24 protein-coding genes are annotated in these 23,949 nt (G+C 64.4%); 12 read left to right on the top strand and 12 right to left on the bottom strand.

Translation table 11 applies throughout. From position 1 onward, the window contains the following. Positions 1 to 90 precede the first annotated feature (90 nt). Positions 91 to 807, top strand: coding sequence for an SDR family NAD(P)-dependent oxidoreductase (locus K7G82_RS01680; RefSeq protein WP_222988075.1), 717 nt, complete (start codon positions 91 to 93; stop codon positions 805 to 807). 68 nt (positions 808 to 875) lie between these two features. Next, a complete protein-coding gene (locus K7G82_RS01675) occupies positions 876 to 1,208 on the top strand; it encodes a PilZ domain-containing protein (protein ID WP_222988074.1) in 333 nt (110 codons plus the stop codon). Positions 1,209 to 1,313: 105 nt separating this feature from the next. Here K7G82_RS01675 and K7G82_RS01670 read toward each other — a convergent pair whose 3' ends face one another. The 6 genes from K7G82_RS01670 to K7G82_RS01645 form a co-directional block, all read right to left on the bottom strand. Further along, the gene (locus K7G82_RS01670) at positions 1,314 to 2,495 is read right to left on the bottom strand and encodes a serine hydrolase domain-containing protein (RefSeq protein WP_222988073.1); all 1,182 of its coding nucleotides are present in this window, start codon (positions 2,493 to 2,495) and stop codon (positions 1,314 to 1,316) included. 16 nt (positions 2,496 to 2,511) lie between these two features. Beyond that, positions 2,512 to 3,762, bottom strand: a complete 1,251-nt coding sequence (locus tag K7G82_RS01665; RefSeq protein ID WP_246623168.1) for an SAM-dependent methyltransferase — start codon at positions 3,760 to 3,762, stop codon at positions 2,512 to 2,514. 69 nt (positions 3,763 to 3,831) lie between these two features. Continuing rightward, entirely contained in the window at positions 3,832 to 5,187 is a 1,356-nt protein-coding gene (locus tag K7G82_RS01660; RefSeq protein WP_222988071.1) for a cryptochrome/photolyase family protein, read from the bottom strand. Positions 5,188 to 5,244: 57 nt separating this feature from the next. Beyond that, positions 5,245 to 6,273 carry a 2-oxoacid:ferredoxin oxidoreductase subunit beta gene (locus K7G82_RS01655; RefSeq protein ID WP_222988070.1) on the bottom strand — a complete coding sequence of 343 codons (1,029 nt, stop codon included), beginning with the start codon at positions 6,271 to 6,273 and terminating at the stop codon, positions 5,245 to 5,247. A gap of 22 nt (positions 6,274 to 6,295) precedes the next feature. Then, the gene (locus K7G82_RS01650; RefSeq protein ID WP_222988069.1) at positions 6,296 to 8,170 is read right to left on the bottom strand and encodes a 2-oxoacid:acceptor oxidoreductase subunit alpha; all 1,875 of its coding nucleotides are present in this window, start codon (positions 8,168 to 8,170) and stop codon (positions 6,296 to 6,298) included. 134 nt (positions 8,171 to 8,304) lie between these two features. After that, a complete protein-coding gene (locus K7G82_RS01645; protein ID WP_222988068.1) occupies positions 8,305 to 9,207 on the bottom strand; it encodes a histone deacetylase family protein in 903 nt (300 codons plus the stop codon). A gap of 42 nt (positions 9,208 to 9,249) precedes the next feature. Between K7G82_RS01645 and K7G82_RS01640 the strand changes: the two genes are divergently transcribed. The 5 genes from K7G82_RS01640 to tuf all read left to right on the top strand — a co-directional run bounded on the left by K7G82_RS01640 (position 9,250) and on the right by tuf (position 14,479). Further along, positions 9,250 to 10,236 (top strand): alpha/beta hydrolase, encoded by a 987-nt coding sequence (locus tag K7G82_RS01640; RefSeq protein ID WP_222988067.1) that lies wholly within the window; start codon positions 9,250 to 9,252, stop codon positions 10,234 to 10,236. 61 nt (positions 10,237 to 10,297) lie between these two features. Next, entirely contained in the window at positions 10,298 to 10,591 is a 294-nt protein-coding gene (locus K7G82_RS01635) for a GIY-YIG nuclease family protein (protein ID WP_222988066.1), read from the top strand. 52 nt (positions 10,592 to 10,643) lie between these two features. Further along, entirely contained in the window at positions 10,644 to 11,129 is a 486-nt protein-coding gene (locus K7G82_RS01630) for an RNA pyrophosphohydrolase (RefSeq protein WP_222988374.1), read from the top strand. 92 nt (positions 11,130 to 11,221) lie between these two features. Beyond that, the gene (locus tag K7G82_RS01625; RefSeq protein ID WP_425517239.1) at positions 11,222 to 12,715 is read left to right on the top strand and encodes a PAS domain-containing protein; all 1,494 of its coding nucleotides are present in this window, start codon (positions 11,222 to 11,224) and stop codon (positions 12,713 to 12,715) included. Between the two features lie 576 nt (positions 12,716 to 13,291). After that, positions 13,292 to 14,479, top strand: coding sequence for an elongation factor Tu (tuf, locus tag K7G82_RS01620; RefSeq protein ID WP_222988064.1), 1,188 nt, complete (start codon positions 13,292 to 13,294; stop codon positions 14,477 to 14,479). A 106-nt stretch (positions 14,480 to 14,585) separates the two neighbouring features. Here tuf and K7G82_RS01615 read toward each other — a convergent pair whose 3' ends face one another. Beyond that, a complete protein-coding gene (locus K7G82_RS01615; RefSeq protein ID WP_222988063.1) occupies positions 14,586 to 14,990 on the bottom strand; it encodes a response regulator in 405 nt (134 codons plus the stop codon). Positions 14,991 to 15,128: 138 nt separating this feature from the next. Next, positions 15,129 to 17,216, bottom strand: coding sequence for a malate synthase G (locus K7G82_RS01610; protein ID WP_222988062.1), 2,088 nt, complete (start codon positions 17,214 to 17,216; stop codon positions 15,129 to 15,131). Between the two features lie 151 nt (positions 17,217 to 17,367). Here K7G82_RS01610 and K7G82_RS01605 point away from each other — a divergent pair, with 151 nt between their 5' ends. The 4 genes from K7G82_RS01605 to K7G82_RS01590 all read left to right on the top strand — a co-directional run bounded on the left by K7G82_RS01605 (position 17,368) and on the right by K7G82_RS01590 (position 20,998). After that, positions 17,368 to 18,576: a hydrolase gene (locus tag K7G82_RS01605; protein WP_222988061.1), complete on the top strand. Its 1,209-nt coding sequence runs from the start codon at positions 17,368 to 17,370 to the stop codon at positions 18,574 to 18,576. Continuing rightward, complete coding sequence (locus K7G82_RS01600) at positions 18,573 to 19,586, top strand: arginine N-succinyltransferase (RefSeq protein WP_222988060.1); 1,014 nt, start codon at positions 18,573 to 18,575, stop codon at positions 19,584 to 19,586. Before K7G82_RS01605 ends, K7G82_RS01600 begins: the two co-directional genes overlap by 4 nt. A 126-nt stretch (positions 19,587 to 19,712) precedes the next feature. Further along, on the top strand, positions 19,713 to 19,970 hold the full coding sequence (locus tag K7G82_RS01595; protein ID WP_222988059.1) for a hypothetical protein: 258 nt from the start codon (positions 19,713 to 19,715) through the stop codon (positions 19,968 to 19,970). Between the two features lie 53 nt (positions 19,971 to 20,023). Beyond that, entirely contained in the window at positions 20,024 to 20,998 is a 975-nt protein-coding gene (locus K7G82_RS01590; protein ID WP_222988058.1) for an NAD(P)H-dependent flavin oxidoreductase, read from the top strand. Between the two features lie 43 nt (positions 20,999 to 21,041). Here K7G82_RS01590 and K7G82_RS01585 read toward each other — a convergent pair whose 3' ends face one another. Both K7G82_RS01585 and K7G82_RS01580 read right to left on the bottom strand, forming a co-directional pair. Beyond that, positions 21,042 to 21,503 (bottom strand): DUF1465 family protein, encoded by a 462-nt coding sequence (locus K7G82_RS01585; protein WP_222988057.1) that lies wholly within the window; start codon positions 21,501 to 21,503, stop codon positions 21,042 to 21,044. Between the two features lie 156 nt (positions 21,504 to 21,659). Beyond that, a complete protein-coding gene (locus K7G82_RS01580) occupies positions 21,660 to 21,857 on the bottom strand; it encodes a YdcH family protein (RefSeq protein WP_222988056.1) in 198 nt (65 codons plus the stop codon). A gap of 197 nt (positions 21,858 to 22,054) precedes the next feature. Here K7G82_RS01580 and K7G82_RS01575 point away from each other — a divergent pair, with 197 nt between their 5' ends. Then, positions 22,055 to 22,210, top strand: a complete 156-nt coding sequence (locus tag K7G82_RS01575) for a YdcH family protein (RefSeq protein ID WP_222988055.1) — start codon at positions 22,055 to 22,057, stop codon at positions 22,208 to 22,210. A gap of 38 nt (positions 22,211 to 22,248) precedes the next feature. On the opposite strand, the gene K7G82_RS01570 is transcribed toward K7G82_RS01575, so the two are convergent. Next, positions 22,249 to 22,632, bottom strand: coding sequence for a PilZ domain-containing protein (locus tag K7G82_RS01570; RefSeq protein WP_222988054.1), 384 nt, complete (start codon positions 22,630 to 22,632; stop codon positions 22,249 to 22,251). 107 nt (positions 22,633 to 22,739) lie between these two features. Next, on the bottom strand, positions 22,740 to 23,204 hold the full coding sequence (dksA, locus tag K7G82_RS01565; RefSeq protein WP_222988053.1) for an RNA polymerase-binding protein DksA: 465 nt from the start codon (positions 23,202 to 23,204) through the stop codon (positions 22,740 to 22,742). Between the last annotated feature and the right edge of the window lie 745 nt (positions 23,205 to 23,949).

The following is a 23,949-nucleotide window of genomic DNA, read 5'->3' as shown; positions in this document are numbered from 1 at the left end:
CCCCGACATCAAGGCCCGTTCGTCCCGAGCGAAGTCGAGGGACGCGCGCGCCGGCCTGTCTCGACCTCGCTCGACATGAACGGACTTGTGATGACTGGACCAACAACGGACCTCGCCGGAAAGCTCGCCCTGGTCACGGGCGCGAGCCGCGGCATCGGCGCAGCAACCGCCGAAGCCCTGGCCGCGCGCGGCGCGCATGTCGTGCTTACCGCCCGCACGACCGATGCGCTGGAAGCGGTGGAGGAACGCATCCATGCGGCCGGCGGCAGCGCCACGATCGCGCCGCTGGATCTGACCGATGGCGACAGTATTGCCCGGCTCGCCAGCGCGATCGCCAGCCGCTGGGATGCGCTCGATATGCTGGTGATCAACGCCGCCATGCTGGGCTCGCTCGGCCCGGTAACGACGATCGACGCCAAGGAATTCAACAAGCTGCTGACGCTCAACCTGCTCGCGTCGCAGGCCCTGCTCGCCAATTTCGATCCGCTGCTCAAGCGCAGCACGGCAGGCCGCGTGATCGCGGTCACCTCCAGCGTCGGCCGCACCCCGCGCGCCTTCTGGGGCGCCTATGGCGCGTCCAAGGCGGCGCTGGAAACGCTGGTCGGCGCCTATGGCGAGGAAGTGAAGAACCTGTCGCCGATCCGCATCGCGATCATCGACCCCGGCGCCACCGCCACCGCGATGCGCGCGCTGGCCTTTCCGGGCGAAGATCCTTCGACGATCAAATCGCCCCAGGTGGTCGCGGAGCGCATAGCGACGCTTGCCGACGAGGATTTCGAGACCGGACTGTGGGAAAGAATTAACTGATTTCCTCAATCTGATCAAAGGACTTGCGTGCGATCCTTCCCGGCACGTTAAGCAAGGGGGGTCTTGCGATGATTTCACAATCCAACGCTGCGGGCCCATATGCCTTCGCCGCACAAGAGGATCGTTGCGCACCGCGCGTCAGGGTCTGCATCCCATCGATGCTGCGCCCATCGGGGTCGAACGCCTTTTCGGTCACCGTCACCAATCTCTCGATCTCGGGCTTCGCCTGCGAAACCTTCAACGGGTTGCGGCCGGGCACATTATGCTGGCTGACATTGCCGGGGCTCGGCAGCCAGCAGGCCGAAGTCGTCTGGGCGCAGGGCGCGAATATCGGTTGCGCTTTCGCCAACCTGCTCAACCAGGCCGTGCTGGACCTGATCCTGTCGCGCCACCGCTACTAAGGTTTAGAGCGGGCAGCGCGAAATCTGGATCACGCAGCCCGCTGTGACTTTTTATCGTCGCATCATGCTTGCGGAGAATCGGTTCACACCTTTCCGCGCGATGCCCTAACGTTCAGTCGCGGCGACGATCGACTGCACGAACGCCATTCGCGCGGAGCCCAGCACCGGATCGGTCGCTTTCGGCCAGGCACCCGACATCGCGATCACAAGCTTGCGCGCCGGGTCGATATAGATCAGCTGGCCAAAAATGCCCTGCGCCTGAAAACTGCCATCCGGGTTGGTCCACCATTGATAGCCATAGCCGTAACCAGGACGGCCGGTTGAGGCCTGGGCATGCGTCGCCGCGGCGAACCAGCCTTCCGGAACGACGCGCTTTCCACCCGCCATGCCATCGGCCAGCACGAACTCGCCGATCCGCGCATAGTCGCGCAGCGAAACCGAAATGCAGCAGCCACCGATATCCTGCCCGCCGGCATCGACCATCCAGAACAGATCGCGTTCCATGCCGAACGGGCGCCAGATCTTCTCCTCGGCATATCGGGCGAGCGTCTTGCCAGTCGCCTTGCTGACAAGCACGCCGATCAGGTTGGTTTCACCGGTCTTGTACACCCATTTGCTGCCCGGTGCGGCTTCGCGCGGCAGCGTCCGGAGATAGGCGATCGTCGCATCCTCGCCCGGCCCCGGCGGCACCTTGTACATTGATGCGACATCCGAGTTGGGATCGGTGTAATCCTCGCTCCAGCGCACGCCCGACGTCATGGTCAGTATCTGGCGTACCGTCACCCCGTCATAACCGCTGCCCGCCAGTTCGGGGATGTAGCGCGTCACCGGATCATCGACCGACGCGATGAAACCGTCCTGCACAGCGGCGCCGACCAGAGTGGAGGTGAGCGACTTGGCGACGGAGAAACTGGTGTAGCGGCCCTCGCGCGAATGGCCCCGCGCATAGCGCTCCAGCCGCACCTTTCCGTCCTGGACGACGATCAGCCCCGCGACATTGTTCGCCGCCATATAGGCGCCGGCGGGATCGCCAGGCCCCAGGTCGAGCGGCTTGCCGTCAGGCAAGGGATAAGGCCTGGCCGAATGCCCGGCGACGTCGCCGGGAAACAGCGTCTCCATATGCGGAAAGCGCGCATCGCGTTCGGCCTGGCTCCAGAACAGGATCTCAGCGCCCGCTTGCCGCAGCCGATCGGCATTCGCGGCCGTCACCTTCACCGGCGCTTCCGCCAAGGATACGCCACCGCCAAGCAGCGCCAGCAACAGCGCCGCCCCATAGCCCCTCTTCATGCAGTCCCCTCTTCCGTTATCGCGCCTTGATCAGCGTCACCTGTGCGACGTCGATCCCGCCCCCACGGAATCCACCCTCGCAATACATGAAATAATATCTCCACAATCCGATGAATTCATTGTCGAACTTCTCCGACAATCGACCATCGCTCACGGCTGCATCGAAACGCTCCCGCCAGCGGCGCAACGTCTCCGCATAATGGAGGCCGAAGCCGCTGCGGTCGCGCCATTCGAAGCCCGTCCGCTCGGCGATCGCGCGGAAAATCCGTTCGGAAAGCAGCAGTCCGCCGGGGAAAATATAGCGCTGGATGAAATCGACGCCGTTCGCATAGGCATCGAAGATCTCGTCGGCGATCGCGATATACTGGATCGCGGCCCGGCCGCCCGGCTTGAGCAGGCGGTGGATCGCCGCGAGATAATCCTCCCAATATTCGCGCCCGACCGCCTCGACCATCTCCACGCTCGCCAGCCCGTCATAGCGGCCCCGCGCATCGCGATAATCGACCAGTTCGAAGCGCGCCCGGCCACCAAGCCCGGCATCCGCGATCCGTGCTTCGGCAAAGCTCTTCTGGCTCGGCGAGAGGGTGATGCTCGTCACGTCCAGGCCATGGTCTCGCGCCGCGACCTCGGCGAGCCCGCCCCAGCCCGATCCGATCTCGAACAATGTCTCCCCGGGCTTCAGGCCCAGCCGCGCCAGCATCGCCTCGATCTTGCGGGTCTGCGCGCTTTCGAGCGGTTCATCGGCATCGATCGGCTCGGCGAAGATCGCACTCGAATATGTCATCGTAGGATCGAGCCATAAACGATAGAAATCATTGCCGAGATCATAGTGGAATTCGATGTTGCGGCGCGCGCCCTTGCGGTGGTTGCGTCGCAACATATGGCCGATCCGCTTGGCCAGGCGCGAAAGGCCGCGCGCACGGCCCACTTCACCCAGCGGCACCCGATTGCGCATGAACAGATCGAATAGCGGCACCGGATCGGGGCTCGCCCATTCGTCGCGACGCCAGGCTTCGTACCAGCCGACCGATCCCGAACGCACCAGCCGCAGCAACGCGCGCCAGTCTTTCAAGGATATGATCGCGGTCGGCCCGGGCGCTCGCCCGCCCAGTATCCGGCACCTGCCGTCCGGCAGCGCCACTTCGATGGCGCCAGCCTCGAGCCCCTGATCGATACGGTCGAGAATGCGATGATAGAGCGGCGCGACCAGTCGGTTCGCGGCCGTCCCCCCGGCATCACCGCCATTCCGTTCCGGCGCCCCATCCATTCGTCGCAGCATGAAGCCGATGGAGCGGCAATTCAATCGCCGAGCGTATCGATGCGCTGCACGGATGCGTCAGCCGCGCATTTTCGCCGCTGCGGCCAGCGCGCGTTCGCGCCCCTCCCGGTGCCCGACGATCTTCGCGGGATAGTCCTCGAGCGAGATTCCCGCCGACTCGGGATCATGGATCACGTCATCGTCCAGATGCCGCAACTGCGGCACCCATTCGCGGATATAGTCGCCCGCGTCGAACTTCGCGGACTGGACAAGCGGCGCCATGATCCGCCCGAACATGTTGGAATCGGTGCCCGTGCCGGCAACCCATTGCCAATTGACCGCATTGTTGCCGAGATCGGCATCGAGCAGCGTATCCCAGAACCAGCGCTCGCCCCGGCGCCAGTCGATCAGCAGATGCTTCACCAAGAAGGATGCCGTGATCATCCGCACCCGATTATGCATCCAGCCCGTCGCCCAGAGCTGCCGCATGCCGGCATCGACAATCGGATAACCGGTCAACCCTCGTGTCCAGGCGCGGAAATCATCGTCGGCGGCCCTGCCCGTCCGCCAAGTCAGCCGATCGAAGGCAGGCCGGCCGTTGCGCATCGCATAGTCGGGTGAGGCCATGACCGTGCCGGTCGCGAAATCGCGCCAGGCCAGTTCGCGCAGGAACTCGGCATGGCGCCCCAGGCGATGCCAGACGGTCGCGGGCGAGATTTCGCCGAAATGAAGATGCGGCGACAGGCGCGACGTACCCTCCACCGCCGGCAGATCGCGGCGCTGGATATAATCCCCCGCCTCCGCGACGAAATCCGCGAGAGCCGCCTGCGCGCCCGCCTCGCCCGGCGTCCAATCGGAGAAACCCGTCGCCCAGTCCGGTGACGTCGGCCGGAGACCCCAATCGGCCAGTTTCTCGCTCCTGGGCCAGATATCGGGCGCGACAATCGCCTTGGGCGCGGCAAGAGGCGCTGGCGGCGGCATATGCATCCGCAACGCGCCCCAAAAGGCGGAGAAGATCTTGTAACGCCCGCCCGCCCCCGTTGCGATGCTCTCCGGCGGCGCCAGTTGATTGCCATCATGAAGCCGGAGGTCGAACCGATCGGCAAGCTGGGCTTCCGCGGCCATCCACCAAGGCTCATAGTGCCGGATGGCATGTACCCGCTCGATGCCGCCTTCCCGCGCCAGACGGGCGATCTCGTCCACCGCCTTGCCGCGCCGCAGGATCAGGCGAGATCCCAGTCCGCGCAACGCGGTGTCGAGTTGTTCGAGGCCATGATGGAGCCACCAGCGCTGCGCGCCACCAATCCGCCAGTCGCCTGGCCCCTCATCGTCGAGCACATAGACCGGGATGACCGGCCCCTCCGCCACGGCCGCGCACAGCGCCGCCTGATCCGCCAGACGCAAATCCTGTCTGAACCAGACGATGCTCGTCAAATTCCCCACCTGTCGCGCGATCGATCCGGAAAAGCCGGGCGATATGCGAAAATCGCGTCAGACGACGTGCGGTTCCTTCTCCACCTGCCAGGTCTGGCCCTTGCTGACCAGCTTCTGCAGATCGGCGACCTTGCCCTTGGCGGCTTCGGCATTCTGCGCGACGACCGCCCGCTCGAAGGTCGGCCGGGGATGATCGTAGATCACGCCCAGCGCCACCGGGAAACCATGCTCGATCGTCATTTCGACGAGCATCTGCGCCAGGCCCTTGTTGGTCTGATCGTGCACGATCACGCCGGCGGCCTGCCAGTCGCCATCGACCACATCGACGACGCGCAGGCGCAGCGCCTCACGATCGAGCGTCAGCCCCTTGCCGCCGCCCGCGAACAGCATCGGCTCGCCCTGTGTCAGCCAGATCTGGTTGGCGGGGGCGTTCGCCTTGTCTGTGAACCCGGCGAAGACGTCGTCATTATAGACGATGCAGTTCTGGAAGATCTCGACGAAGCTGGCGCCCTTGTGTGCGTGCGCCGCCTTCAGCACTTGCGGCAGATTCTTGTGGGTATCGATGCCGCGCGCTACGAAGCGCGCACCCGATCCGATCGCGAAGCTGCACGGGCTCGCCGGCCGGTCGACCGATCCGAACGGCGTGGACGGGCTGCGCGTGCCGACGCGACTGGTGGGAGAATATTGGCCTTTCGTAAGGCCATAGATCTCGTTGTTGAAAAGCAGTATCTGACAATCGAGATTGCGGCGCAGCAGATGCATCGTATGATTGCCGCCGATCGACAGCGCATCGCCGTCACCCGTGATGATCCACACATCGAGTTCGGGATTGGCCAGCTTCACGCCGGTCGCGATCGCCGGCGCACGGCCGTGGATCGTGTGGAAGCCGTAGGTTTCCATATAGTAGGGGAAACGGCTGGAGCAGCCGATGCCGGAGATGAACACGGTGTTCTCCGGCCGCACGCCCAGTTCGGGCATGGTCCGCTGCACCGCCTTCAGGATCGCATAGTCGCCGCAGCCCGGGCACCAGCGCACTTCCTGGTCGGTCTCGAAATCCTTGATGGTGAGCTTGGTCATCTCGTTCATGGCAGATCCTCTGTCGCCCGGCTCAGCCGAGCGCGCTTTCGATGGCCGCTTCGATCTCGGCGATGCGGAAGGGTTGGCCGGAGACCTTGTTGAGCGGACGCGCATCGACCAGATATTGATCGCGCAGCACGGTCTTGAGCTGGCCCGTATTCATTTCCGGCACAAGGATCTTCTCATAACCCTTTAGAAGATCGCCAAGATTCTTCGGAAGCGGCCAGATGTGGCGGATATGGATATGATGCACGTCATGGCCGCGCGCGCGCATGCGGCGAACAGCCTGGTGAATGGGGCCGAAGGTCGATCCCCAGCCGACGATCGCCAGCCTGCCGCCCGCTTCACCCAGCGTCACATCCTGATCCGGGATATGATCGGCGATGCCCAGAACCTTGTTCTGGCGAATATCCGTCATCGCCTGATGGTTGCCGGCCTCGTAATTGATATGGCCGGTATCGATCTGCTTCTCGATGCCGCCGATCCGGTGCATCATGCCGGGCGTGCCGGGCTTGATCCACGGGCGCTTCAGCTTCTCGTCGCGGCTGTAGGGCAGCAGCTTGCCGTCGGGCGCCTCTTCCTGGAACGCCACGGGGAACGGCGCATAGCCGCTCATGTCGGGCACTTTCCACGGCTCGGCGGCATTGGCGATATAGCCGTCGGTGAGCAGCATCACCGGCGTCATGAACTGGGTGGACAGACGCACCGCCTCGATCGCGCAGTCGAACGCGTCGGCGGGGCTGCGCGCCGCGATCACCGGCATGGGCGCATCGCCATTGCGGCCATAGACGGCCTGATACAGATCCGACTGCTCGGTCTTTGTCGGCAGGCCCGTCGAAGGGCCGCCGCGCTGCGAATTGACGATGACCAGCGGCAGCTCGGTCATGATCGCCAGGCCGATCGCCTCGGTCTTGAGCGCGATTCCCGGTCCCGACGACGATGTGACGCCCAGCGAACCGGCATAGGACGCGCCGATCGCGCTCGCGATCGCGGCGATCTCGTCCTCCGCCTGGAAGGTGGTGACGTCATATTCCTTCAGCCGCGACAGATGGTGCAGGATCGCGGAAGCCGGCGTGATCGGATAGCCGCCGAAGAACATGGGCAGCCCGGCAAGCTGCGCGCCGGCGACCAGCCCGAGCGAAATCGATTCCGCGCCCGTCACCGTGCGGTAAAGCCCCGGTGCGACAGGGGCCGGCGCGATGAAATGCTGCTGCATCGGGCCTGAAAGCTCGGCGGTCTCGCCATAGGCATGGCCCGCATTGAGCGCGGCGATGTTCGCCTCCGCCAGCGTCGGCGCCTTGGCGAACTTGGAATTGAGCCAGTCGACGATCGGCTTGCGGTCGCGGCCGAACATCCACAGCGCCAGCCCCAGCGTCCACATATTCTTGCAGCGCAGCGCTTCCTTGTTGCCGAGCCCGAAGGGCTTCACGGCTTCCAGGGTCAGTTGCGAGATGTTGAGCTTCATCACCTGCCAGCGGGCAAGGCTGTCATCCTCGAGCGGATTGACCTCGTAATTGGCCTTGGCAAGGTTGCGCGCGCCGAATTCGCCTTCATCGGCGATGATCAGCCCGCCTTCCTTCAATTGCCCGACATTGGTCTTGAGCGCCGCCGGGTTCATCGCGATCAGCACGTCGGGCGCATCGCCCGCGGTTTCGACCTCGGTCGATCCGAAATTGATCTGGAACGCCGACACGCCGAACAACGTGCCCTGCGGCGCACGGATCTCGGCGGGGAAATCGGGGAAGGTCGCCAGATCGTTGCCGGCAAGCGCGGTGGAAAGCGTGAACTGACCACCGGTCAGCTGCATCCCGTCTCCACTATCGCCTGCGAAACGTACCACAACGGCTTCGGGTACTGGATGGGAGGCGGCCTCACGCGGGGTCACCTCATGTGCGGCGGATGCCATATCTGCGAACGTCCTGCTTTTTCTTCTTGAGCTTCGAAGATCAGTCTAGGCCCCTCCAAGCCTTGTCGCAAAGTAGAAATAATGGCGGGGCCGGCAATCAGGGCTTCGCCAGCGCGCATATCGCCGCGATCCGCTCACCCGGTGGACAAAATCGCAGACATGACGATCATCGTCCGAGCATGGCGGCGCGCGATCGCCATCCGGTCCGCGCCATAGCCGCCGCCCAGCGCGCTGGCGAGCGGAATGCCCCGCTTCCGCGCCAGTTCGGCGACGAAACCGTCGCGCTCAGCCAGCCCGTCATCGCTCAGCGCCAATCGCCCCAGCCGATCCTCCGTATGCGGATCGACGCCCGCCTGATAGAGAATGATGTCGGGCGCGAAATCCGCAACCATGGGGGGCAGATGATGCGACAGGGCATCGAGATAAGCGGCATCGCCGGCGCCGTCCGGCAAGGCGATGTCGAGCGTCGAGCGCGCCTTGCGCACCGGAAAATTCTTCTCGGCATGGATGGAAAATGTCGAGAATTCAGGCCGTCCGGCCAGAAGTGACGCCGTGCCGTCACCCTGATGAACGTCGCAGTCGACGATCATGATCCGTCGCGCGTCGCCATCGGCCACCAGCCGGTTGGCGGCGACGGCGAGATCGTTGAACACGCAATAACCCGCGCCGGTATCGTACAGCGCATGATGGCTGCCGCCTGCCGCATTGGCGGCATAGCCATGAACCAGCGCCAGCCTGGCCGCGGCCCAGGTTCCGCCCGGCGTCGTCCGCGCACGCCGCGCGACCCGCTCGGTCACCGGAAAGCCGATCCGCCGCGCCTTTGCGGCCGGCACGCGCAGTTCGGCCACTTCCGCCACATAGTCCGGATCGTGGATCTCGGCGATCCGCGCCAGCGGCATAGGCTCCGGCCTGTGGATCCGATGGACAACGCCGCTTTCGGCGAGCGCATCCATGACCAGCCCATATTTATCCCAGGGGAACTGGCCGCCGGGCGTTGCCGGGGTCACATAATCGGGGTGATGGACGACATGGAGCACAGTGCCTAACTACTACAGCCCGCGCGAAAAAGGAGAGCCGCTTTGTCCGACGCCACCGACACCCCCTTTGTCCGCCCCGACACCCGTGCTTTCCTCGATCTGCTCAACAATCTTCCCGGGCCGAAGACCCACGAACTGCCGCCCGAAGCGGCGCGGGAGATGACGCGCGCGATGCGCGACGTCGCCGACGTGCCGGTCGGCGATCTCGCGCTGGTTCGCGATCTGTCGATCCCCGGCCCGGCAGGCACGATCCCCGCCCGCCTCTATGATGCGCGCGACAGCCGCGAGCCCGGCCCGATCCTGCTCTATCTTCACGGCGGCGGCTTCGTGATCGGCGATCTCCACACCCACGAACCCTTTTGCGCCGAAGCCGCACGCCTGCTCGACATGCCGGTGATCGCGGTCGATTATCGACTGGCGCCCGAAAATCCCTGGCCCGCCGCCCCCGACGACTGCGAAGCCGCCGCGCGCTGGGTCGCCGGCAATCCCGCCGAACTGGGCCGGATCGCGACCGGGCTGGTGGTGGCCGGCGACAGCGCGGGCGGAAACCTGACCATCGTGACCACGATGGCGCTGCGCGACGAGCCCGCCGCCATACCGGTCCTTGCCCAGTTCCCGATCTATCCCGTCGTCGATCAGGTGGCGAAATATGAGTCGTTCGAACGGTTCGGCGACGGCTTCCTGCTGACCAAGGCCAGCATGGCCTGGTTCAGCCACGCCTATGCCGCCACCGCCGGCCATGCGCGGACCGATCCCCTGCTCCACAGCCAGGCCGGCATGCCCGCAACCTTGGTGCTCACCGCCAGCCTCGACCCGCTGCGCGACCAGGGCCGCGCCTATGCCGGCGCGCTCGCCGCAGCAGGTGTCGCGGTCACCTTCCGCGAAGCGCTCGGCAACATCCACGGCTTCGTCAATCTCGCCAAGGCGATCCCCTCGACCAGGGGCGATATCGCAGGCGCGCTCGCTGTGCTGAAGGACATTGTTGTCGAAGCCGAAGCCCAGCGCGTCATGGTTCAGGCGGCGGGGTGAAGATAGCCAGAACTCACGTCATTCCGGCGAAAGCCGGAATCTCCGGCGCCAACGCCTGAATATGGCCGTCGGCGGCTGGACCTACATCATGACCAACCGCCGCCGCGGCACACTATACATCGGCGTGACCTCCAACCTGCCGGCACGAGTCAACCAATATCGCATGGGCAATGGATCGGAATTTTGTCGACGCTACAAGCTGAGCCGGCTCGTTCTTGCCGAACATCACGTTACGATGCTCGACGCGATTGCGCGCGAAAAGGCGTTGAAGGAATGGAAGCGCGATTGGAAAATCGAGCTTATCGAGACAGCGAATCCCGCATGGGAGGATCTGTTCCAATCGATCAACAACTGAGCCAGAGATTCCGGCTTTCGCCGGAATGACGAGAGTAAGGATGCGTATGACCATGAACGACCCGGCATCCCTGCCCTATCGCCCTTGCGCGGGGGTCATGCTCGTCAATCGCGCGGGCAAGGTGTTCGTCGGACAGCGGATCGATAATGTGCTGGAAGCCTGGCAGATGCCGCAGGGCGGTATCGACGAAGGCGAGGAAGCGGAAGCGGCCGCGATCCGCGAGGTTGGTGAGGAGACCGGCGTCGCGCAGCATCTGATCGAAGTGATCGCGCGTTCGACGGAGGACCTGTTCTACGACCTGCCGGCGGATCTGGTCGGCAAGGTGTGGAAGGGGCGCTATCGCGGGCAGCGCCAGGCCTGGTTCCTGATGCGGTTTCTGGGCGAGGATGGCGACATCGACATCGCGACCGAACATCCCGAGTTCCGCGCCTGGAAATGGGCCGATCCGGCGGATCTTCCGGCGATGATCGTGCCGTTCAAGCGGGCGCTCTACGAAGCGATCGTGCGAGAGTTTGCACCATATCTCCACCCGGCCTGAGGCCGCGCATTCCCGCCCCTTGCGGAACCGTTGTGATCGGCCGGCGGTTATGTCATCCGATCAGTCCGGTCCGCAATTTTCGAAAGTACGGTATCATCGCCGACCTCAACGAAGCCCGGCGCGACGCGCTGTTCGCCGAATATGGCGTGCTGGACAGCCAGCCCGAGTCGGCCTTCGACGATATCGTCAAATTCGCGGGCGCGTTGTGCGAAGCGCCGATCTCGCTGATCAGCCTGGTCGAACGCGATCGGCAATGGTTCAAGGCCCGGACCGGGCTCGACGCCGAGCAGACGCCGCGAGAGGTGTCGTTCTGCAAACATGCCATGCTGGGTCCTGGCATCATGGTGATCCCCGATGCGACGCAGGATCCCCGGTTCGCGGACAATCCCCTGGTCACCGGCGCTCCGCATATCCGCTTCTATGCCGGCGCGCCGCTGATCTCGCCGGAGGGCATTCCGCTCGGCTCGCTCTGCGTGATCGACTCCGCGCCGCGACACGGCCTGACCCCGCTTCAGGCGCAAGGCCTCACCGTCCTCGCCGCACAGGTGATGAACCTGCTCGAAGCGCGGCGGCATCTGCATGCGATGGAGCGCTACGACGCGATCCTTGCGGAAAATGTAGAGAAATTCCGGATCCTCGCGGACACGATGCCGCAAATGGTCTGGTCCACCCTGCCGGACGGCTATCACGATTATTACAACAAGCGCTGGTACAGCTTCACCGGCATGCCCGAGGGATCGACCGACGGCGAAGCCTGGAACGGCATGTTCCACCCCGACGACCGCGAACGCGCCTGGGAACGCTGGCGCCATTCGCTGGATACCGGCGAACCCTATGAGATCGAATATCGGTTGCGCCACCATAGCGGCGAATATCGCTGGACCTTGGGCCGCGCGCTTCCGATGCGCGATCCGGGCGGACGGATCACGCGGTGGTTCGGCACCTGCACCGACATCCACGATCACAAAAGGACGCTGGAGGAGCGCGAACTCGTCGCGCATGAACTGAGCCACCGGATCAAGAACATCTTCGCGGTCATCGCCGGGCTGATCGCCCTGTCCGCGCGCACCCGGCCGGAAATCAAGCCGATCGCGGAGGATCTCCGCAATCGCGTGATGGCGCTGGGCCGCGCACATGATTTTGTGCGGCCGCACAGCGACGCCTCCCGTTCCGATCTCGGCCAGGCCAGCCTGCGGGGCATGCTGGGCCAGCTCTTCGCGCCCTATGGCGGCCCGCAAGGGCGGATCGTGATCGCCGGCGGCGATACCGATATCGACGATCGGGCCGCGACGCCGCTCGCGCTGCTGTTCCATGAACTGGCGACCAACGCCGCGAAATATGGGGGTCTTTCCACCAGCGAGGGCAGCATTCGGGTCGAGATCTCCGCCGACGAAACGCATTGCACGATCCGCTGGCAGGAAAATGGCGGACCGCCCGTCACCCAGCCGCCCGAACTCAACGGTTTCGGATCCCGGCTCGTCCAGCTCAGCGTGGTCACGCAGCTCAAGGGAGAGATCGACAAACGCTGGCAGCCGCATGGGCTGGACGCGCGGATCAGCATTCCCCTCGAATCCTTGCATAGGTAGCGAAAGCGCTTATCTTGCAATCATTGTCGGCTGGTGATATCCGCCGCGACAATATTCGAGGAACAAAATCGTGACGACGGCAGATTTCAACATGGAAGCGATGGATGCGACGGCGGCAGCCGGCGTTGAATCGCTAGATATCATCCAGATCTGACCCGTCTCTTGTTTACAGGAGGCGCTGGCCTCCCCTTGTGTTGCAAGACCCTGGATGGCCATCGCCCTCCGGGGTTTTTTATTGCGTGCGGGCTATGCTTGCGCCGATCTTGCGGAGGAGCGAAGCGATGACGCTTTTGCTGATGATCAATGCTGGCCTGAACGCACGCGACCCGCAGTCGCGCGCCGATGCCGCATGGCATTTCGCAACCTGATTTTCCGGGCAGTTTCCGCCCGGGTCCGCTGAGGGACATCCGGGCACCGAGTTCGCAAAGGCTCGCCGGGTTCCGCCCGGCGGGCCTTTTGCTTTCCGGGGATGCCGCCCGCGCAGCCCCGACATCGAATTGGCGCGCCAATGCCAATGGCCGTTCGGTCCGGCCCGGCCAGCCGGATCCGAACGGCGCCTTAAAGTGAGTGAAGACGATGACGAACAAGATCCATGTGAATGTCGGCACGATCGGCCATGTCGATCACGGCAAGACCACGCTGACCTCCGCGATCACGCGGGTTCAGGCGGCGCGGCTCGGCGGCAAGGCCCTGTCGTTCGACCAGATCGACAAGGCCCCCGAGGAAAAGGCCCGCGGCATCACCATCAACACCAGTCATGTCGAATATGAGTCGGAGAACCGGCACTATGCGCACATCGACTGCCCCGGACATGCCGATTATGTGAAGAACATGATCACCGGCGCCTCGCAGATGGATGGCGCGATCCTGCTGGTCGACGCCACCAAGGGCGCGGCGAAGCAGACGATCGAGCATATCCTGCTCGCGCGGCAGGTGAATGTTCGCCACATCGTCGTGTTCGTGAACAAGATGGACATGATCGCCGCCGCCGACCGCGACGACATGATGGCGCTGATCCAGCTCGAGACCAGCGAATTGCTGGCCTCGCAGGGCTATCAGGATTCGCCGTTCATTTTCGGTAGCGCGCTGCGCGCGACCGAGGCAGTGGAGCGTGGCGAAGCCGACGGCCCCGATGCGGCTGCGATCGCTGACCTGGTGCGGGCGCTCGACACGCATATCCCGGATCCGATCCGGGACTATGACGGCCCGTTCCTGATGCCGATCGAAGGCGTGCACACCATTCCCGGCCGAGGCACCGTGGTGTCCGGACGGGTCGAGCGCGGCACGCTCAGGATCGGTGACGGCGTGGAGATCGTCGGCCTCGACAATGGCGGCGCGGAAGTGATCGTGACCGGCACCCAGGCGTTCCGGAAGGATATCCCGGAGGCACGGGCCGGCATGAATGTCGGGCTGCTGCTGCGGGGCCTGAAGCGCGACGATGTCGATCGCGGCCAGGTGCTGAGCACGCCGGGCGCCATCAAGGCGCGCATGACCGGCCGGGCGCAGATCTTCGTCCTGACCGGCGAGGAAGGCGGCCGTCACACGCCGTTTGCGAGCGGATACCGCCCGCAATTCTTCTTCGGCGTGACCGATGTGACCGGCGTGGTCGATATCGACGGCGGCGCCTCGGTGTCGCCGGGCGATCGGGCTGAAGTCGGCTTCACGCTGAACAAGCCGGTCGGCATCGAGCCGGGCGTGCGCTTCGCCATCCGCGAAGGCGGCAAGACCGTCGGTGCGGGGGTGGTGCCCCGGGTCGACGACTGAAAGCGCAAACCGCCGATAAACTCCCGGCCCCGGGATATGAACCCCGGGGCCGGGCTTTTTACGCAACCATCTACTGCTTGGGAAACGAACGGCCGCGCACGGACTCTCAATTGAGCTGGAACAACTTCAGTTCTCGCGGCGGTGCCACATCGTCCCTGGTGTCGCTCGCCGTCAGAAAAGCCACAGTGGCGGAGATCGATTCATCGGAGAAGGGCTTGCACATCACGCCCATGGTTCCTTCGATGCCGTCGCCGAGTTGCGATGGATTGGCGGTCACGAAGATGACCTTCACGCCATGCTCCATCGCCAGCGCCCGTCCGATCGACGGCCCGGTCTGCCCATCGCGCAGATTCACATCGACCAGCGCGAAATCGACATCCTCGGCCATGCGCAACGCCGACGCGCGATCGGCCGCTATTCCCGCGACCTCGATTCCGATCTCCATCAGCGCGCTTTCGAGATCCAGCGCGACCAGGATTTCGTCTTCGACAATGAGTGCTCTGACAGTCATCTTGATCTATGTTTGGTTGATCCGTTCGTCGCATAATGCGCGAACGGCCGGTTGGTTTCCTGATTTTTGCGTTTTTGTGACCGATGATGTCGGTACCCGGCCGGCGCGCATGATCCCGCACGCGCGCCGGCAATACGGTCAGCCCGCCTTCGCCTCGGCGCGAAAACGGTGCAGCAGCGGCTCAGTATAGCCATTGGGCTGGGTCGTCCCTTCGAACACCAGCGCGCGCGCGGCGCGGAACGCAATGCTCGATGCGGGTTCGGCAGCCATCGGACGATAAAGCGGATCCCCGGCATTCTGCGCATCGACCTTCGCCGCCATGCGGAGCAGAGCGGCATCCACCTGCTCGGCGGTACAGATGCCGTGCAGCAGCCAATTGGCCATGTGTTGCGACGAGATCCGCAAGGTCGCGCGATCCTCCATCAGCCCGATATCGTTGATATCGGGCACCTTGGAGCAACCGATGCCCTGATCGATCCAGCGCACGACATAGCCCAATATGCCCTGGGCATTGTTGTCGAGTTCGCGGGAGACCTCCTCTTCCGAGAAATTGGCGCCGCCCGCCAGCGGGATCGACAGCAGCCCATCGAGTCCGGGCACCGCGCCTTGAGCCAGCTCAGCCTGCCGCGCGAAAACGTCGACCTTGTGATAATGCATGGCATGCAAGGTTGCGGCAGTGGGACTCGGCACCCAGGCGGTGCTCGCCCCCGCCATGGGGTGGCCGATCTTCTGTACCATCATCTCCGCCATCATGTCGGGCGCGGCCCACATGCCCTTGCCGATCTGCGCCTTGCCTGAAAGGCCGCACGCCAGACCGATCTGGACATTGCGCGCTTCATAGGCGGCAATCCAGGCACTGCCCTTCATCGCAGCCTTGGGGATCATCGCGCCCGCCTGCATCGATGTGTGGATCTCGTCGCCGGTACGATCGAGAAAACCGGTGTTGATGAAGACGATCCGATCGCGGACGGCATGGATGCAGGCCGCGAGATTGGCGGAGGTCCGCCGCTCCTCGTCCATCACACCCACCTTGATCGTGTGCCGCACAAGTCCGAGCAGATCCTCGACCGCGTCGAACAGCGTGTTGGTGAACGCCGCTTCGTCGGGGCCGTGCATCTTGGGCTTCACGATATAGATCGATCCCGTCCGGCTGTTGCGCAGCCCGTCCGGTCCGTTCAGCCGCTTCAGATCATGCAAGCCGATCAGCGAGGTGAAGACGGCGTCGAGAATGCCTTCCGGCGCCTCCGATCCGTCGGCGAGCAGCACGGCGGGATTGGTCATCAGATGACCGACATTGCGCACGAACAACAGGCTGCGGCCGGGCAGCGTGAACGCCGTGCCATCGGGGGCTGTCCAGTCGCGATCGCCCTCCAGCGCGCGCGTCATGGTGCGTCCGCCCTTGTCGAAGCTGGCGGTCAGGTCGCCGCGCATCAGCCCCAGCCAATTGGCATAGGCGGCCACCTTGTCCTCAGCATCGACCGCCGCCACCGAATCCTCGAGATCGACAATCGTGGTCAGCGCGGCTTCGAGCACGACATCGGCGATACCGAGCGGATCGCCCTTGCCGATCGGATGATCGCGATCGATCACGATCTCGATATGAAGACCATTGTTGCGGAACAGATAGGCCTTCCCGTCACGCACGCCGGCCAGTTGGGGATGCGCATCGCCCGCCAGCGCCTTTTCCCAGCCGGGCACCGCTTCGTCCAGAAAGGTGCGTGCGGCTGCGATCACCTGAGCGCCGCGCGCGGCATCATATCCCCCCGGCTTCGCCGCGCCCGGCAATGCGTCGGTCCCGTAAAAGGCATCGTAGAGGCTGCCCCAGCGCGCATTGGCGGCGTTGAGCACGAACCGCCCGTTGAGCGCAGGCACCACCAGTTGCGCCCCTGCCATCGTCGCGATTTCGGCATCGACGTTGCGCGTGCCGACAGTGAACGGTGCAGGCTCATCGACCAGATAGCCGATTTCGCGCAGGAATGACTGATATCCGGCCGCGTCGATCGGCTTGCCGCGCCGTTCGGCATGCCAGGCATCGATGCGTTCCTGCAGCGCATCGCGAACGGCGAGCAGCGCGCGGTTGCGCGGCGCGAATGTGCCCAGCAGGTCGGAAAAGCCGTGCCAGAAGCTGTCCGCCGCGATCCCGGTGCCGGCGAGTGCTTCGCCTTCGACGAAATCGAACAGCCGCTGGTCGATCCGAATCCCGTCACGCGCTACATAATTCGTCATCTGCTCACCCTTCGCTGCCACGCGCCATCGGCGCACGGTCGATCTTTCATTGCGATTTCCCGGGGAGAGGACGCGGTTCGCCTATGCCGCAGGCCGCGCCGCGATGCAATCACCGGTTCCACCGCCACCGATCAGCTTCTAGAAGCGGGGCATGACACGCATCTCCCCAGCAGAATCCACCGTTGTCGAAGCCGCCAGGTCTGCGCCCATGCTTGCCCAGGTCGAGCGCTGGGCCGCCGTCAACAGCGGCTCGCGCAACCTGGCGGGACTGGACACCATGGCACATCTGCTTGCCGACGCTTTTTCGGCACTGCCGGGCGACATCGTGCTGGTCGCGCCCGATACTGTCGAGACGGTCGCCGCCGACGGCGGCGTCAGCGAGCCCGAGCATGGCCGGCATCTGCATCTGAGCGTCCGCCCCGATGCGCCCGTCCGCCTGCTCTTCACGGGGCATATGGATACCGTCTTTCCCGTCGACCACGCATTCCAGTCGCTGCGCTGGCTCGAACCCGGGATCCTCAACGGCCCCGGCGTCGCCGACATGAAGGGCGGCATCGCCGTCATGCTCGCCGCGCTCCGCGCCGTCGAGGCATCGTCCGCCGCCAGCCTTTTCGGTTATGACGTGCTGATCAACTCGGACGAGGAGATCGGTTCCGGTTCCTCGGCCGCGCTGATCGCGCGGCTTGCTCGGAACAAGGTCGCGGCCCTCACCTACGAACCCGCCTTGCCCGACGGCACTTTGGCGGGCGCGCGCGCGGGCAGCGGCAATTTCTCCATCATCATCACCGGCCGCAGCGCGCATGCCGGCCGAAATCCGGAGGAAGGGCGCAACGCGCTTGTCGCCGCCGCCGATCTCGCCGTCCGGCTCAAGGCCGCGCACGGGCCGGGCCTGAAGGTCAATCCCGCCAGGATCGATGGCGGCAGCCCCAACAATGTCGTGCCCGATCATGCGGTGCTGCGCGTCAATTTCCGCCCCGCCTCCCCCGCGGACGAAACGCGCGCCCGCGCGCTTGTCGATGCGCTGACCGGTGCGATCGCCGCCGAGCATGACGTTCATGTCCACGTCCATGGCGGCTTCAATCGCCCGCCCAAGCCGCTCGATCCCGGCGCCGAACGCCTGTTCGGACTGGTCAGGCAGGCCGGCGCCGATCTGGGCATCGGGGTGACGTGGAAGGCAACCGGCGGCGTGTGCGACGGCAACAATATCGCGGCCTGCGGCGTGCCCGTGGTCGATACGATGGGCGCGCGCGGCGGCGCGATCCATTCCTCCGACGAATTCCTGATCACAGACTCGCTGCCCGAGCGCGCGGCACTGTCCGCGCTCACCATCATGCGGATTGCCGAAAGGGGGGCCATTTGAGCTTCAGGATGCGCGCGGCGCGGGGGAAGGATCTCCAGGCGCTTTACGAAATGGCGAAGCTCACCGGCGGCGGCTTCACCAACCTGCCCGCCGATCGGGCATCGCTGGCGGCGAAACTCGCCAGGTCCGAGGCAGCACTGGGCCGCGACGACGCCTCGCTCGGCGACGATCTGTTCGTGATGGTGCTGGAGAATACCAATACCGGCGAGGTGCGCGGCACCTGCCAGCTCTTCAGCCAGGTCGGCCGAAAATGGCCCTTCTATTCCTATCGCATCGGCACGCTCACCCAGCACAGCCAGGAACTGGATCGCACCTTCCGCGCCGATATGCTTTCGCTCTCCACCGATCTGGAAGGGTGCAGCGAGGTCGGCGGACTGTTCCTCCATCCCGGCGAGCGCGCCGGCGGGCTGGGCCTGCTGATCGCGCGCAGCCGCTATCTCTTCATGCGCGCCCATCGCGCGCGTTTCGCGGATCGGACGCTGGCGGAATTGCGCGGCGTGATCGACGAAGCCGGCGGATCCCCCTTCTGGGACGGACTCGCCGGCAAGTTCTTCGGCATGAACTTTCAGCAAGCCGATGCCTTCAATGCGATCCATGGCAACCAGTTCATCGCCGATCTGATGCCCAAGCATCCGATCTACACCGCGATGCTTCCCGAAAATGCGCGCGCGGTGATCGGCGCGCCACACCCAAGCGGCCGCGCGGCGATGCGGATGCTCGAGAATGAAGGCTTCCGCTTCGAAAACTATATCGACATCTTCGATGGCGGCCCGACGATGACGGTGGAAACCGATCGCATCCGCAGTCTGGCCGACGCGCGCGACGACACGATCGTCGCCATCGCCGATGGTGAAACCAAGGCACTGGTCGCGACCGGCCGGCTCGCAGAGTTCACGGCCTGCTACGCACAGATAGACGAACGCGAAGGCGGCATCGCCATCGACGCGGGAGCCGCCAGACGGCTGGGGGTTAAGGTTGGAGACAATGTCAGCCACGTCCCCAGATGGTGAAGGTGCACTGCGGGCCGATGCGCGGCGCCGATCGCCCGGTGTCGGCTTAACTTACAATTTACCCTTTCGGCGGTTCGAAGATTGGCGGAAATTCGCGAGCGGCACGCCCCTTGCTTAGCAGGGTGCATGTTCAGACGGATCAAGCGCCTCTTCGTCATCAAGACCCGGTTCGAGGCCTGCCTGATCATCTATGCGCTTGCGACGGGCGCGATGCAGCGCGGCAAGGCCTATCTCGTCCAATACCCAGGCTATGGCGGCTGGCTGCTCTGCCTGGCCTGCACCGGCGCGGTCTTCATGGCCGGCGCGATGATCTTCGACGCGCTCGCGCTCAAGCGCGCCGCCGAGTCGGCCGGAGCCCCCCCGCCCGAGCCAGCCATGCCGTAACGTCGGCGGAGCCTTGCTGGACAGGCCAAATCGTTTCGGTAAGAAAATCGGTCATGACCCTGCCCTCCCCGCTCTTCGATCGCCTGCGGCTTCCCGTCATCGGCTCGCCGCTCTTCATCGTTTCCGGTCCCGATCTGGTGATCGCGCAATGCAAGGCGGGAATCGTCGGTTCCTTTCCCGCACTCAACGCCCGGCCGCAGTCGCAGCTCGACGAATGGCTGCATCGCATCACCGAGGAACTCGCTGCCTGGAACCGCGACAATCCCGATCACCCGGCAGCGCCCTATGCGGTCAATCAGATCGTCCACAAATCCAACGATCGCCTGGAAAACGACCTCACGACCTGCGCCAAATGGCAGGTGCCGATCACCATCACGTCGCTCGGCGCGCGCGAAGACCTGAACGCCGCTGTCCATGGCTGGGGCGGGATCACGCTGCATGACGTGATCAACGACCGGTTCGCGCGCAAGGCGATCGAAAAAGGCGCGGACGGGCTGATCCCGGTCGCGGCGGGTGCCGGCGGACATGCCGGCGTAACCTCCCCCTTCGCGCTGATGCAGGAAATCCGTGCCTGGTTCGACGGACCGGTCGCGCTGTCGGGTTCGATCGCACATGGCCGCTCGATCCTGGCGGCACAGGCGATGGGCGCGGACTTCGCCTATATCGGCTCCGCCTTCATCGCCACGCGCGAAGCCAATGCGACGGACGATTACAAGCAGGGCATCGTCGATAGCGCCGCCGCCGACATCGTCTATTCCGACCTCTTCACCGGCGTGCACGGCAATTATCTGCGCTCATCGATCGCCGCGTCGGGCCTCGACCCCGACAATCTGCCCAAGGGCGACCTGAAGACGATGGATTTCGGATCGGGCGGCAATCAGGCGAAAAAGGCCTGGCGCGACATCTGGGGATCGGGCCAGGGCATCGGCGCCGTCAGCGCGGTGGAATCGGTCGCGGATCGCGTCGACCGGCTCGAGGCGCAGTACCGCGCGGCAAAGGCGTCGCTCGACGCCGCTTATCGGGGATAGATATCGTTCGGGTTCGATCGATTTCGGTCGAACCCGCCCGTGATCAGAACGCGGCCTCCAGCCGCCGCATCAGATTGTGTGCGGGGCTGGACGGAATCTCGCTGGTGGTCAGGCCGCGATCGATGCGCTTCACCCGCTCATAGAGGTCGACGCTCGCTTCGATCAGGCCGCGCGCATCGCCTGGCAGGCGCGCGACGAGTTCGTCGTCGCTCGCCGCCGCATGGCCCACACGGCGTGAAGGATGGCGGCCCTGGATCGGACTCAATTCGCCGGTGTCGATCGCGCGCTGGGTCAGCAGCCAGGCGATGACGTGCATCAGCCGTGTCGTCACCTTCAGCGACTCGCACGAAAATCCGACACGCAGCATGGGATCGAGCGTCTCGCGATCGTCGCGGCCATTCTCGTCGAAATAGGCACGCGCCTCGTCGGCGAGCAACATCGCTTCGGTGTAGAGCGCGTCGATCAGACGCGGCGTCAGGCGCGATTGGTTGTTCCCCCAGTCCATGCGCGAAGACTGACACAATCGGCGCGTTCGCGAAACGATAAATCGCCGGGTCGTCGCTCGAATCGTCGCGCTTCACGAAGCTGTCCCGGAATGAATCACGTCGGGGCGAGCGGATACCGGCTCGGCGCGACCTCAAGAATATGGACGCCGGAAGAATCAGGCGATGATATCGGGAATCAACTGATCCTCGAACAGCGCGATCTCGTCCTTCAGGCGCAGCTTGCGCTTCTTCAACCGCGCCAGTTGAAGCTGGTCGGGCGCCGCCGTCTCGCCAAGCGAGGCGATCGCGCTGTCCAGGTCACGGTGCTCGAGCCGAAGCGTCGCCAGCCTTGCCCTGATCTCTTCCGGTTCCATGGCCAGCCCCCGATTTCCCAGACCCGATTTGAGCGCCCCAGCGATAGGGCGAGCCGCCGTTCGGCTCAAGCGTGAAGCGTCATCGAATCGTCGCAATGCAAATTGCAACCATCGCGTTCACCGAGATTGGATGGAGACAGGAAGGGAATTTGGTGCTTCAATCCATTCCGCGTTGACCACCAGAAGGAGACAGAAGGATGGAACAGGCACATTTCTCGGCACTCGAGACCAAGCATGCCGGTCTTGAGAATCGCATCGCCGAAGAAAACCGCCGCCCCAGTCCAGACCCAACCGTGATAGCGCAACTCAAGAAAGAGAAATTGAGGATCAAGGACGCGCTTTCGTCGCATTGACGCGCCCGTGCTGAAGGGCGCGGCAACGCCCGCGTCCTTCAGTCGATCTTCAGGCCAGGGCGCCTCACCTGCGCGACCCTGATGTGCTGCGGCACATCCGACTTCGCCGTGCCGACCGGCTTGCGCGCGCGCTTCGGATCAATCTGATTGTCGAAGGTGATACCGATCTTGTCGATCGAGCGCCAGGCCACACGGCCGCTCACTTCACCGACGCCGCGCAAGATTATCGAGATCGCCTCGTCGCGCGCGAAGATCTCGGTGCAATCGGCCATCATGCCGCCCGCCGAAAGATTGCGCACGCGCACCGTCCGCTCCGACCGATCAGCGAGCCGCTTCACAACCGCCGTGAGGAAAAGGCTGTCGCGCGCGGCTTCACGGTTCTGGCCCTTGCCTGCCGCATGGATCTTGATCGGCTGTTCCACCTGCCGGCCCTCCGGATGATCGCGGTTCCGGACATGCGCGGAACCAAGGGCGACCGGATAGGCCGAAAAGGGTGTTTAAAGTTTTAAGCCGGATGGTTAGCGCGGATTCACTCGTCGCGCGAAATCTTCTCCTGGCGCTCGTGACGCTCCTGCGCCTCGACCGTCATCGTCGCGATCGGGCGCGCTTCGAGCCGCGCCAGCGAGATCGGCTCGCCCGTCACTTCGCAATAGCCATATTCACCCTCGGCGATGCGGCGCAGCGCCGCATCGATCTTCGAGATCAGCTTGCGCTGACGATCGCGCGTGCGCAGTTCGATCGACCAGTCGGTTTCGCTCGACGCGCGATCGGTGACATCGGGTTCGCGCAGCGAATCATTCTGGAGCTGATTGAGCGTATCGCGCGACTCGCGAAGGATATTCTCCTTCCACGCGTTGAGCTTGGCCTTGAAATAAGCGAGCTGGCGCTCGTTCATGAACTCTTCGTCGGGAGACGGCCGATAATCGGTGTCCAGCACCGGCGGTTTCGACAAGGGATCTCGGTCTCCCTCGCTGGTCGTCAACGCCGTCGCCATGCCCGTCTCCAGTTACGATACCTGCTGGCCCCGCGCCCATCGACGCCCGTGCCAGACGCTCACTCCGGCGCGGCTATAGCCACGCCCAAAATGCCGCACAAGCCAACGAATCGATGAAGATGCGCATTCTGCGGCAATGCACGGAAAGCTCGCGTCCGCATGCGCTTGGCGATGCCGGGATCGAGGCATGATGAAGCGACATATGTCTTTCGATTCGCCCCGACTCGAAAGCGCCGTCACCGCCTTGTTAACCGTGTCTGCGCGGCGAAGGCTTAACCATCGGCCGCTAAAACGACCTGTAATGAGACATTAACCAATTCACTTGCCGTCCCCATGCCAATCAGCCGGGCCGACATGCGAAAAACATGGTTAACAAACTTGTTATTGGGCGGGCGATCAAGCCTTTTTAGGCGTGTGTCAGGTCGGGGGCGCGGTTCCGGAACATCATCCGGGCAGCCGCAACGGCCACAAAGGAAAGAGATTTGCGATGTCTGTTCGGATGGCCTTGGCGAAACTCTGCGCTTGCACCTGCGGCGGCGCGATCGTCGGCGGCGGCGCGATGCACATCGCCGATGCGCCCCGCCCCGCTCATGTGACCAGCGCGAAAAGCGCGAAGGCGGTCAAGCGGCCGGTGAAGCGCGTCCGTTACGCGAAGCGCCCCGTCAAGCGGATCAAGCGCGTGGTGACCACCACGACGCAAACCGCCTGTGCGATGCCCGCCGTGGTGACAGTCGCGCAGGCACCG

This window comes from Sphingomonas colocasiae (assembly GCF_019880585.1).
Classification (GTDB): Bacteria; Pseudomonadota; Alphaproteobacteria; order Sphingomonadales; family Sphingomonadaceae; genus Sphingobium_A; species Sphingobium_A colocasiae.
This window is presented reverse-complemented; position numbering and strand designations above follow the sequence as displayed.

What these genes read in the sequence shown, in the direction of transcription:
- K7G82_RS01580 (WP_222988056.1), bottom strand. Translation starts at nt 21,857, where the DNA reads ATGGAACCGGAAGAGATCAGGGCAAGGCTGGCGACGCTTCGGCTCGAG.
- K7G82_RS01575 (WP_222988055.1), top strand. Translation starts at nt 22,055, where the DNA reads ATGGAACAGGCACATTTCTCGGCACTCGAGACCAAGCATGCCGGTCTT.
- K7G82_RS01610 (WP_222988062.1), bottom strand. Translation starts at nt 17,216, where the DNA reads ATGACGAATTATGTAGCGCGTGACGGGATTCGGATCGACCAGCGGCTG.
- K7G82_RS01680 (WP_222988075.1), top strand. Translation starts at nt 91, where the DNA reads ATGACTGGACCAACAACGGACCTCGCCGGAAAGCTCGCCCTGGTCACG.
- K7G82_RS01585 (WP_222988057.1), bottom strand. Translation starts at nt 21,503, where the DNA reads ATGGACTGGGGGAACAACCAATCGCGCCTGACGCCGCGTCTGATCGAC.
- K7G82_RS01655 (WP_222988070.1), bottom strand. Translation starts at nt 6,273, where the DNA reads ATGAACGAGATGACCAAGCTCACCATCAAGGATTTCGAGACCGACCAG.
- dksA (WP_222988053.1), bottom strand. Translation starts at nt 23,204, where the DNA reads ATGGCGACGGCGTTGACGACCAGCGAGGGAGACCGAGATCCCTTGTCG.
- tuf (WP_222988064.1), top strand. Translation starts at nt 13,292, where the DNA reads ATGACGAACAAGATCCATGTGAATGTCGGCACGATCGGCCATGTCGAT.
- K7G82_RS01665 (WP_246623168.1), bottom strand. Translation starts at nt 3,762, where the DNA reads ATGGATGGGGCGCCGGAACGGAATGGCGGTGATGCCGGGGGGACGGCC.
- K7G82_RS01650 (WP_222988069.1), bottom strand. Translation starts at nt 8,170, where the DNA reads ATGGCATCCGCCGCACATGAGGTGACCCCGCGTGAGGCCGCCTCCCAT.
- K7G82_RS01670 (WP_222988073.1), bottom strand. Translation starts at nt 2,495, where the DNA reads ATGAAGAGGGGCTATGGGGCGGCGCTGTTGCTGGCGCTGCTTGGCGGT.
- K7G82_RS01635 (WP_222988066.1), top strand. Translation starts at nt 10,298, where the DNA reads ATGGCCGTCGGCGGCTGGACCTACATCATGACCAACCGCCGCCGCGGC.
- K7G82_RS01615 (WP_222988063.1), bottom strand. Translation starts at nt 14,990, where the DNA reads ATGACTGTCAGAGCACTCATTGTCGAAGACGAAATCCTGGTCGCGCTG.
- K7G82_RS01595 (WP_222988059.1), top strand. Translation starts at nt 19,713, where the DNA reads ATGTTCAGACGGATCAAGCGCCTCTTCGTCATCAAGACCCGGTTCGAG.
- K7G82_RS01605 (WP_222988061.1), top strand. Translation starts at nt 17,368, where the DNA reads ATGACACGCATCTCCCCAGCAGAATCCACCGTTGTCGAAGCCGCCAGG.
- K7G82_RS01590 (WP_222988058.1), top strand. Translation starts at nt 20,024, where the DNA reads ATGACCCTGCCCTCCCCGCTCTTCGATCGCCTGCGGCTTCCCGTCATC.
- K7G82_RS01675 (WP_222988074.1), top strand. Translation starts at nt 876, where the DNA reads ATGATTTCACAATCCAACGCTGCGGGCCCATATGCCTTCGCCGCACAA.
- K7G82_RS01630 (WP_222988374.1), top strand. Translation starts at nt 10,644, where the DNA reads ATGAACGACCCGGCATCCCTGCCCTATCGCCCTTGCGCGGGGGTCATG.